The 394-nt window shown below is 41.1% G+C and carries 1 protein-coding gene; it reads left to right on the top strand.

Annotated elements, in window-relative coordinates; all coding sequences use genetic code 11:
• Window positions 1–5 precede the first annotated feature (5 nt).
• The coding region (locus AOA61_RS06140) for a polysaccharide deacetylase family protein (protein WP_256583348.1) at window positions 6–394 on the top strand (389 nt) is incomplete at its 3' end.

Raw genomic sequence — 394 nt, 5'->3', positions numbered from 1 at the left:
TTGTAATGGGTTCAAGGGTAGAGGCTTATCCAGACATTACTAGAAGAATAAATGAGGAAGGTCACGTTATTGGAAACCATACATATTGGCACCCAAACCTCGTGGAAGAAGGAGACGTGGCAACACTTGAAAGAGAAGTGTCTCAAACGGAAGATATGATAGCGGAAACGATAGGCTATAGAACAAAGTTATTCAGAGCTCCTTACGGTTTTTTATATAATGAGTTAGTTGAAAAGTTGACGGAGATGAACTACACAGTTGTGGGTTGGTCAGTTGATTCATTAGATTGGAGAGAGGATCCTCCGGCAGAGATTGCTTATAATGTCTTAAGTAATACACAACCTGGTTCTATCATACTCATGCATGATGGCGCTACTTGGGAAGGGGATAGAAC

The sequence above is a fragment of the Pseudomonas sp. 2995-1 genome, from assembly GCF_002742505.1.
Lineage (GTDB): Bacteria > Pseudomonadota > Gammaproteobacteria > Pseudomonadales > Pseudomonadaceae > Aquipseudomonas > Aquipseudomonas sivasensis.
This window is presented reverse-complemented; position numbering and strand designations above follow the sequence as displayed.